1 pseudogene is annotated in these 321 nt (G+C 65.4%); it reads left to right on the forward strand.

Features of this window, described 5'->3' with window-relative positions:
- A pseudogene (locus P0G09_RS16950) lies at window positions 1-321 on the forward strand (elongation factor 4); the annotation flags it as partial.

Consider the following 321-nt stretch of genomic DNA (forward strand, 5'->3'; position numbering starts at 1 on the left):
CCGCCCCACCTCCGAGGCCCTGCCCGGCTACCGCCAGGTCAAGCCCATGGTGGTCTGCGGCATCTACCCCGCCGACGGTGCCAAGTACCCCGACCTGAAGGACGCGCTGGAAAAGCTGCAGCTGTACGACGCGTCCCTGTCCTTTGAGCTCGAGACCAGTGCCGCGCTGGGCTTTGGCTTCCGCTGCGGCTTCCTGGGCCTGCTCCACATGGAGATCATCACCGAGCGTCTCGAGCGGGAGTTCGATCTGGATATCATCACCCCGACCCCCAGCGTCCGCTACCGCCTGACCATGACCGACGGCACTGTGGAGATGATCGA

Source organism: Faecalibacterium sp. DFI.5.82 (genome assembly GCF_029076575.1).
GTDB lineage: Bacteria > Bacillota > Clostridia > Oscillospirales > Ruminococcaceae > Faecalibacterium > Faecalibacterium duncaniae.